At 69.0% G+C, this 7,527-nt stretch carries 8 protein-coding genes and 1 riboswitch; of the genes, 6 read left to right on the forward strand and 2 right to left on the reverse strand.

The window, feature by feature from the left end; genetic code table 11:
• Nucleotides 1–30 precede the first annotated feature (30 nt).
• Nucleotides 31–507, forward strand: coding sequence for a hypothetical protein (locus tag ACFY3L_RS30145; protein WP_389331337.1), 477 nt, complete (start codon nucleotides 31–33; stop codon nucleotides 505–507).
• On the opposite strand, the gene ACFY3L_RS30150 is transcribed toward ACFY3L_RS30145, so the two are convergent.
• Complete coding sequence (locus ACFY3L_RS30150) at nucleotides 504–1,430, reverse strand: glucosyl-3-phosphoglycerate synthase (protein ID WP_389331340.1); 927 nt, start codon at nucleotides 1,428–1,430, stop codon at nucleotides 504–506. The genes ACFY3L_RS30145 and ACFY3L_RS30150 overlap by 4 nt on opposite strands.
• Before the next feature lie 109 nt (nucleotides 1,431–1,539).
• Nucleotides 1,540–1,678, forward strand: a riboswitch (SAM riboswitch).
• A gap of 10 nt (nucleotides 1,679–1,688) precedes the next feature.
• On the opposite strand from ACFY3L_RS30150, the gene thrC reads away from it, so the two are divergent.
• A complete protein-coding gene (gene thrC / locus ACFY3L_RS30155) occupies nucleotides 1,689–2,957 on the forward strand; it encodes a threonine synthase (RefSeq protein ID WP_389331343.1) in 1,269 nt (422 codons plus the stop codon).
• Between the two features lie 384 nt (nucleotides 2,958–3,341).
• Nucleotides 3,342–4,367, forward strand: coding sequence for a GNAT family N-acetyltransferase (locus tag ACFY3L_RS30160; RefSeq protein WP_389331346.1), 1,026 nt, complete (start codon nucleotides 3,342–3,344; stop codon nucleotides 4,365–4,367).
• Here the strand turns inward: ACFY3L_RS30160 and ACFY3L_RS30165 are convergent.
• Nucleotides 4,356–4,850, reverse strand: coding sequence for a helix-turn-helix domain-containing protein (locus tag ACFY3L_RS30165; protein ID WP_360570912.1), 495 nt, complete (start codon nucleotides 4,848–4,850; stop codon nucleotides 4,356–4,358). The two genes, ACFY3L_RS30160 and ACFY3L_RS30165, sit on opposite strands and share 12 nt — an antisense overlap.
• A 51-nt stretch (nucleotides 4,851–4,901) precedes the next feature.
• Between ACFY3L_RS30165 and ACFY3L_RS30170 the strand changes: the two genes are divergently transcribed.
• The 3 genes from ACFY3L_RS30170 to ACFY3L_RS30180 form a co-directional block, all read left to right on the forward strand.
• The gene (locus ACFY3L_RS30170; RefSeq protein ID WP_389331349.1) at nucleotides 4,902–6,158 is read left to right on the forward strand and encodes an MFS transporter; all 1,257 of its coding nucleotides are present in this window, start codon (nucleotides 4,902–4,904) and stop codon (nucleotides 6,156–6,158) included.
• 381 nt (nucleotides 6,159–6,539) lie between these two features.
• Nucleotides 6,540–6,743, forward strand: a complete 204-nt coding sequence (locus tag ACFY3L_RS30175) for a cold-shock protein (RefSeq protein WP_203848689.1) — start codon at nucleotides 6,540–6,542, stop codon at nucleotides 6,741–6,743.
• Between the two features lie 383 nt (nucleotides 6,744–7,126).
• Nucleotides 7,127–7,527 (forward strand): TCP-1/cpn60 chaperonin family protein (locus ACFY3L_RS30180; protein ID WP_389331352.1); only part of this gene is annotated, 401 nt, incomplete at its 3' end.

Below are 7,527 nucleotides of genomic sequence, written 5' to 3' on the forward strand. Positions count from 1 at the left end.
CTCGCGTACTGACCGGTAGGGTGCCGGTCCATGCGAACCTCGGCGCTCCGCGGTGCGTGGCTCCTCGTCCTCGGCCTCGCGGCGCTCTCCGGCACCCTCTACTACGACCAGTCCCACCTCGCGGCCTGGACCACCTACGTCGCCTCCTCCAACGCGATGAACGGCCCCGCCGAGGCCATCACCGCCCAGATCTTCACGCTCATCGGCGCCCTGGCCTCGGCCTCGGTCGCGACGCTGATCGCCGTCTGCGCCCTGCTCTTCGCCACCGGCGGCACCTTCGGCCACTGGGCCCTGCGCCTGACGGTGGTGCTGACCCTGGTCCTGCTGTCCCTGGTCGCGGTGGTCGTCGTGGTCGCCACCCTGACGGGCGACCCATCGGCCGCCGTCATCGACACCCCGGTCTGGCTCCTCGCCGCCGAGTGGCTCGCCGTCGTGGCCGCCCTCGCCGGAGCCGCCATCACCACCTCGACGCTGTGGGGCTTCACCCCCGCCACCGACACCCCTTAAGCGGGAGGCCTTCGGTAGCCCTGGATCGTGGTCATCGGCGGGCGGTCGGGGTGGGCGACCGGGTGGTCGGCGGGGGCGACCGTGTCGCCATGCCTGACGAACTGGGTGAGCGTCGGCCAGATCGCGGCACCGGGGGTGACCCTGGCATGGATGGTGTGCAGGATCGTGGCGGCCATGCGGCCTAGGGCAGCGGTGTCCTGGTGACCGTGGGTGCGCTGGCCGAGGTCGACCTGCGCGACCGCGTCCAGGCCGGCGGCGCGGTAGGTGTCGATGAGCAGGCCGGTCTCGACGCCGTAGCCCGCGGCGAAGGGCAGGGACTCCAGCAGGGAGCGGCGGGCCGCGTACTCGCCGGCGAGGGGCTGCACGACGCCGGCCAGGGCGGGGAAGTAGGCGTTGAGCAGCGGGCGGGCGGCGAGCTCCGTGACGCGGCCGCCGCCGGCGGCTGAGACGTCCAGGAGGGGGCGGTCGTAGAAGGCCTTCACCATCAGGGTGGCCGGGTCGTCCAGCAGCGGGCCGAGGAGGCCGGTGACGAAGTGCGGGCGGAAGTCGGTGAGGTCGGCGTCGACGTACACGAGGATGTCGCCGGTGGTGACGGCCAGGGCCTTCCAGAGCACCTCGCCCTTGCCGGGCCGGGAGCCGGTCCCGGGGAGGATGTCGTCGCGGTGGTGGACGGTGGCGCCGGCCTGGCGGGCGACCTCGGCGGTCCGGTCGACGGAGCCGGAGTCGACCACGACGACCTCGTCGACGAGGGGCATGAGGGTGCGCGCGCCGGTGACGATCTCGGCGACGGTGGGCTCCTCGTCCAGCGCCGGCAGGACGACGCTGATCCGGGTGTCGCCCTTGCGGCGCTGAAGCTCGCTCACAGGCCAGTCGCGCCAGGTCGAGGTGCGCTTGGCGAACCAGGCCGCCGCGTCGGGATGCATGAGTGAAACCGTAGTCAGGTCCATCTCGTGAGATGACTCATACAGCGGCACCCGTGTCGGCCCTTACACTCGAAGACGAAACACGCGAACAGGCACGTCACAACTGAATACCTCATCCAGAGGGGCAGAGGGATACGGCCCGATGAAGCCCCGGCAACCCCTGCGACACGTCTCGACGTTGAGGCCAGTCGCGGTAGGTGCCAAATCCGTCCCGGTGCGCAAGGCCATGCACCTGGGAAAGATGAGAGGAAGGCCTCTATGACCTCGACGCTCGGCGTCTTCACCGACTCTCCCGCCCGGCACCTGGTCTGCCGCGGCTGCGGCGCCCAGTTCCCGCTCGCCGCGCAGCACGCCTGTTACGAGTGTTTCGGCCCGCTCGAGGTGGGCTATGACGCCGAGGCCCTTGGCCGGGTCACCCGCGAGCAGATCGAAGCCGGCCCGCAGAACATCTGGCGCTATGCGCCGCTGCTGCCGGTCGGCACCGACCCCGCCGGTCGCGTGAGCCTCGACCCGGGGCTGACCCCGCTGGTCAAGGCCGACCTGCTGGCCAAGGAGCTCGGCATCACCGGGCAGCTGTGGGTGAAGGACGACTCGGCCAACCCGACCCACTCGTTCAAGGACCGGGTCGTCTCGGTGGCGCTGACGGCGGCGAAGGCGCTGGGGTTCACCCGCTACTCGTGCGCCTCCACCGGCAACCTGGCCAACTCGGTCGCCGCGCACGCCGCGCGGGCCGGGGTGCCGTCGACGGTGTTCATCCCGTCGGACCTGGAGCCCGGCAAGGTCGTCATGAGCGCCGTGTACGGCGGTGACGTCGTGGCGATCGAGGGGTCCTACGACGACGTCAACCGGCTGTGCTCGGAGCTGACCGAGACCGACGAGTTCGAGGACACGGCGTTCGTCAACGTCAACGTGCGGCCGTTCTACGCCGAGGGGTCCAAGACCCTCGGATACGAGGTCGCGGAGCAGCTCGGATGGCGGATCCCGGCGCAGGTCGTGATCCCGATGGCCAGCGGCGAGCTGCTGACGAAGATCGACAAGGCGTTCAGCGAGCTGGTGGAGATCGGGCTCGTGCCCGACTCGGAGTGGACGGTGTTCGGCGCGCAGTCCGCGGGCTGCAACCCGATCGCGGTGGCGCTGCACAAGGGCACCGACGAGATCGTCCCGGTGAAGCCGACGGGCATCGCCAAGTCGCTCAACATCGGCGACCCGGCGGCCGGCGTCTACGCGCTGGAGTCGGTGCGGCGCACCGGCGGCTGGATGGAGTACGTCGACGACGACGAGATCCGCGCCGGCATCGAGCTGCTGGCCCGCACGACCGGCGTCTTCGCCGAGACCGCCGGCGGGGTGACCACCGCGGTGCTGAAGAAGCTGGTCGAGACCGGCAAGCTCGACCCGTCGAAGGAGACGGTCGTCTTCAACACCGGCGACGGGCTGAAGACTCTCGACGCGGTCGCCGGCACGGTCGGCCCGACGCACCGGGTCAAGCCCTCGCTGAAGTCCGTCCGCGAGGCCGGCCTGCTGGGCTGATGCCCGGCGCTTTTTGAGCTGATGGCTGATTTTTTTGCGCAACCCGTCGACGCCGTGACGGACGGTGTCGACGGGAGTGTGGCTGAGAGAGCGCTTTCACTGCTTGGACGAGGGCCGACTCATCCGATCGTCCGAGTCGTTCGCGACGCAGGGTGATCACCCTCATGCCGTACGTCTCGAAGCCACCCGCCGAGGGACTTGACGACCTCAGGACCGCGCGCCAGGATGCTCGGTGCGGGAGGACGTGTCGCCGCGAGGTCCGGACCCTGGTCCGAGGCCCGCGACCACAGCACCGGAGGTGTTGGCGAGCGTCCTCTCGACCATTTCCGGCGGTCCCCATATATCTGTTGTCCGTCGATGCGGCTCTGCGCCACCCTGGCGGGCATGAGCCACGACCTCAGCATCGTCGAGCTGGACACCGATGACCCGGTGGCGATCGACGCGGCCTTCACCATCGGTAACGAGGCCATCCTCGCCGACCTGCCGGACTTCCCCCCGAGCTGCCGCGCCGAGCACGACGTGCGGGTCCGCCTGCCGATGCCGGGCACGGAGCGGCACACGTTCCTGGCCTATCGCGATGGTCTCGCGGTCGGACTCGTCCAGGCGGATTTCTCGATATTCGACAATCTCGACAAATCGTTCCTGGACGTGCTGGTCCTGAAGGAGCACCGGCGGCAGGGCGTCGGGCGGGCGCTGTTCCGGCACGCGGTCGCCTTCGGCCTGGCCCGCGGCCGCACCTCGGTGATCGGCTTCAGCGTGATCACCGACATCGGCGGCACGCCGACCGGCTCCTCGGCGCCGTTCGCTGCGGCGGTGGGCCTGGACAACAAGCTCGTCGACGTGCGCCGCCGGCTCGACCTGTCGACCGCCGACGATGCCGAGCTGGCCAGGCTGCTCGCCACGAGCTGGCCGAAGGCGGCCGGCTACAGCATCGTCCAGTGGGGCAACACGCCGCCCGAGGAGCTGCTCGAGGACATGGCGCTGCTGGACAGCTCCTTCCTCGACGAGGCGCCGAAGGGTGACCTCGACCTGGAGGCGGAGAAGGTCGACGCCGATCGTCTGCGGCGGGTGTACGCGACGCGCGCCCGCTACGGTGCGCGCCCGTACGAGACCGGCGTCATCCACGACGCGACCGGCCGGCTCGTCGCGTTGAGCGCGCTGCGGATGAGCAGGACCATCGACTGGCACGCGTGGCAGCAGATCACGCTGGTGCATCCGGAGCACCGGGGGCACCGGCTCGGCATGATCTCCAAGCTGGTCAACCTGCAGACCATGCGCGCCCAGGAGCCGGCGGTCCGGATCGTCGACACGTTCAACGCCGAGGTCAACTCGCACATGATCGCGATCAACGAGGCGATGGGGTTCCGCGCGCTCGACCGGTGGGCCAACTGGCAGACGTCAGTCGCGTGAGCGGTCCTCGTACATGGCGAGAAAGATCGAATACGCCTGGCCGTGGGTCTGGTCGTTGTGGGCGTACTCGTCCAGCAACGCCTCGAACCTGTCCTGCAGCTCCTGCCACTGCTGCGGGGTGAGCCGCAGGCCGAGCCGCGCGAAGTTGGCCGATCCCGCCTGGTCCTGCAGCAGCGCCAGCTCCTGGTGGAACGCCTCCAGCATCGCCTCGTTGCTACCGCTGCCGCTGAGCTGCCACGACTTGCGGGTGGACAGGTAAGGCACCTCGCGGGAGCCGCGCGGCCCGCGGCGCTCCTCCTGGGGCACCAGGAACCCCGTCGCGACCAGCGTCCGGACGTGGTGCAGCACGGTCGCCGGGTTGGCGTCGAGCCGCTCGGCGATCTCCTTGTTGGTGAGCGCACGGTCCAGGCAGAGCCGGATGATGCGCAGGCGGACGCCGGAGGCGAGTGCCTTGGCCTCCGCGTCGGTCGCTGGTCGCCGCATCGTCCGAGTCTACCGATTGACTTTTCCCAATCGGTCATCGACAGTGGGTCCGTGAGACTGGGCCTGCTCCGCGATCACGACTTCCGGCTGCTCTTCACCGCCGACACCATCAGCCAGGTCGGCACCCAGGTGACGATCCTGGCGCTGCCGCTGGTCGCCGTGCTCACCCTGGACGCGACCGCCCTGCAGGTGGGCGTCCTCGCCGCCTGCGAGACCGCCGCGTTCCTGCTGGTCGGGCTGCCCGCTGGGGCGCTCGTCGACCGGCTCCGGCGGCGCGGGACCATGATCGTCGCGGATCTCCTGCGGGCGGTGCTGCTGGCCTCGGTCCCGCTCGCCTGGTATCTCGACCGGTTGCAGATGCCGCAGCTGTACGTCGTGGGCCTGCTCTGCGGGGTCTGCACGGTCTTCTTCGACGTGGCGTACCAGAGCTACCTGCCCTTCCTGGTCGGCAAGGAGCACCTGGTCGAGGGGAACGCCCGCCTGGAGATGGTCCGCTCCACCTCGCAGATCGGCGGCCCGACCGTCGCCGGCGGCCTGGTCCGGTTCCTGGGCGGCCCCCTCGCGATCGCCACGGATGCGGCCAGCTACCTCGTCTCGGCCCTGGCGCTGTGGCGGATCCGCAGGATCGAGCCGCTGCCGGCCCGCAAGCCCGACGCCCACCTGGGCCGGGAGATTTTGGAAGGGCTCCGGTTCGTCCTGGGCAACCGCCTGTTGCGGGCGATCTCCATGTGTACGGGCACGAGCAACTTCTTCGGGTCGATCTTCAACGCGATGCTGATCATCTACCTGGCCCGTGACCTGGCCCTGTCTCCGGCCGTCATCGGCCTCTTCTTCAGCGTCACCGGCCTCGGTGCGCTCGCCGGGGCGTTCCTGGTCGGGCCCGCCGTCCGCTGGTTCGGTCAGGGGCCGGCGATGTGGATCTCGATTTTGGTCGGGTCGCTGGGCATGCTGTTCATGCCGTTCGCCCGGGCCGACTGGCGCCTCTGGCTCGCCGGGGCGGGCTACGTCGTGTTCGGCATCAGCGTCGTGGTCTACAACGTGACCCAGGTCAGCTTCCGGCAGACGATCACGCCCGACGACCTGCTCGGCCGGATGAACGCGACGATGCGGTTCATCGTCTGGGGCACGATGCCGGTCGGCGGGCTCGTCGGTGGCCTGCTCGGCACCGCCATCGGTGTGCACGGGACCATCTGGGTGGCGTGCGCCGGAATGCTGGTATCGGTGGTGCCACTCGTTCTGTCACCCTTGCGGAAGCTCCGCGAGTTGACGTCCGCACCTTCCGCGGGCACGGAAGTAGTGCGGAAGTAGGCCGATCTTGCGGTGGTGACGGGTTGCGTGGTTCCAGTCGCGGCTTCCCGGTCACCATCGCAAGGTCGGCGCTTCCTCCCGGATCGGTCTGACGTTTACAATTCCATTAACCGGACTATTCGACGCCCGCCGATGCGCTGGCCCTTTGTCGGATCATCTAAGAAAGGTCCCATCGGGAACCTTTTATGCGCGCACGAACCGTGACCTTGCTGTCCGATTTGGGGCTGTCGGGCCTCGGGTTATCTCGTGTACCGTCCGTTTCGGTCGTCGATCCTCGCGCCGGTGCCACCCTCATGGCCCGGCGTGCCGGCCGAGGACCTCAAGGCTGGTCCCCACAGCCAGCCGGAGTACGAAGAGGGACCGAAGCAGAGGAAGTGCACCGTGGCACAGGGCACCGTCAAGTGGTTCAACAGCGAAAAGGGCTATGGCTTCATCGCGGTCGACGGGGGGCAGGACGTCTTCGTCCACTTCTCCGCGATCGAGATGGATGGCTACAAATCGCTGGAAGACGGACAGCGCGTCGAGTTCGAGATCGCGCAGGGTCAGAAGGGCCCGCAGGCGGAGAAGGTTCGTCACCTCGCCTGACAGATCGTTCGTCCACCCCGCCGGGGCACCGTCCTCATTGATGAGGAACGGTGCCCTGCGTCTTTTCCGCCATTGTTCGTGCCATTCATGCCTGATTTGCGGCATTTGGCGAGCTTCGACCACCCTGGCCGTCACCTCGGGTTTGCTTGCACTCGACGGGCGAGAGTGCTAAACAGGAGTTGGCACTCACAACAGGTGAGTGCCAACGGTCGGGGCGGTGCAGCGCCTGGGCGCGGGAGCGTCCGAGGGGCTGGTCGTCGCGGGCTCATCCGGCCCGACCATTGAGGATCCCGCTGGGTCCTTGAAGGTGCGAAAGCAGGCGGTGAGCCGCCGGCCCCACGTGGGTCGAGGCGTAACCGGAGTGTCCAGGAGGACAACGCCGAATGGCCAAGATTATCGCGTTCGACGAGGAAGCGCGCCGCGGCCTCGAGCGGGGCATGAACACCCTCGCCGACGCCGTCAAGGTGACGCTGGGCCCCAAGGGCCGCAACGTCGTCCTCGAGAAGAAGTGGGGCGCGCCCACCATCACCAACGATGGTGTGAGCATCGCCAAGGAGATCGAGCTCGAGGACCCCTACGAGAAGATCGGCGCCGAGCTGGTCAAGGAGGTCGCGAAGAAGACGGACGACGTCGCCGGTGACGGCACGACGACCGCGACCGTCCTCGCCCAGGCGCTGGTCCGTGAAGGCCTGCGCAACGTCGCCGCGGGTGCCAACCCGATGGCGCTGAAGCGCGGCATCGAGGCCGCCGTCGCGTCCGTCGCGTCGGAGCTGGCCAACCTTGC

It is taken from the genome of Dactylosporangium sp. NPDC000521 (assembly GCF_042898305.1).
Taxonomy (GTDB): Bacteria; Actinomycetota; Actinomycetes; order Mycobacteriales; family Micromonosporaceae; genus Dactylosporangium.

Excerpts from the sequence above, each read along its gene's own strand:
- ACFY3L_RS30145 (WP_389331337.1), top strand. The coding sequence starts at position 31 with ATGCGAACCTCGGCGCTCCGCGGTGCGTGGCTCCTCGTCCTCGGCCTC.
- thrC (WP_389331343.1), top strand. The coding sequence starts at position 1,689 with ATGACCTCGACGCTCGGCGTCTTCACCGACTCTCCCGCCCGGCACCTG.
- ACFY3L_RS30160 (WP_389331346.1), top strand. The coding sequence starts at position 3,342 with ATGAGCCACGACCTCAGCATCGTCGAGCTGGACACCGATGACCCGGTG.
- ACFY3L_RS30165 (WP_360570912.1), bottom strand. The coding sequence starts at position 4,850 with ATGCGGCGACCAGCGACCGACGCGGAGGCCAAGGCACTCGCCTCCGGC.
- ACFY3L_RS30150 (WP_389331340.1), bottom strand. The coding sequence starts at position 1,430 with ATGCATCCCGACGCGGCGGCCTGGTTCGCCAAGCGCACCTCGACCTGG.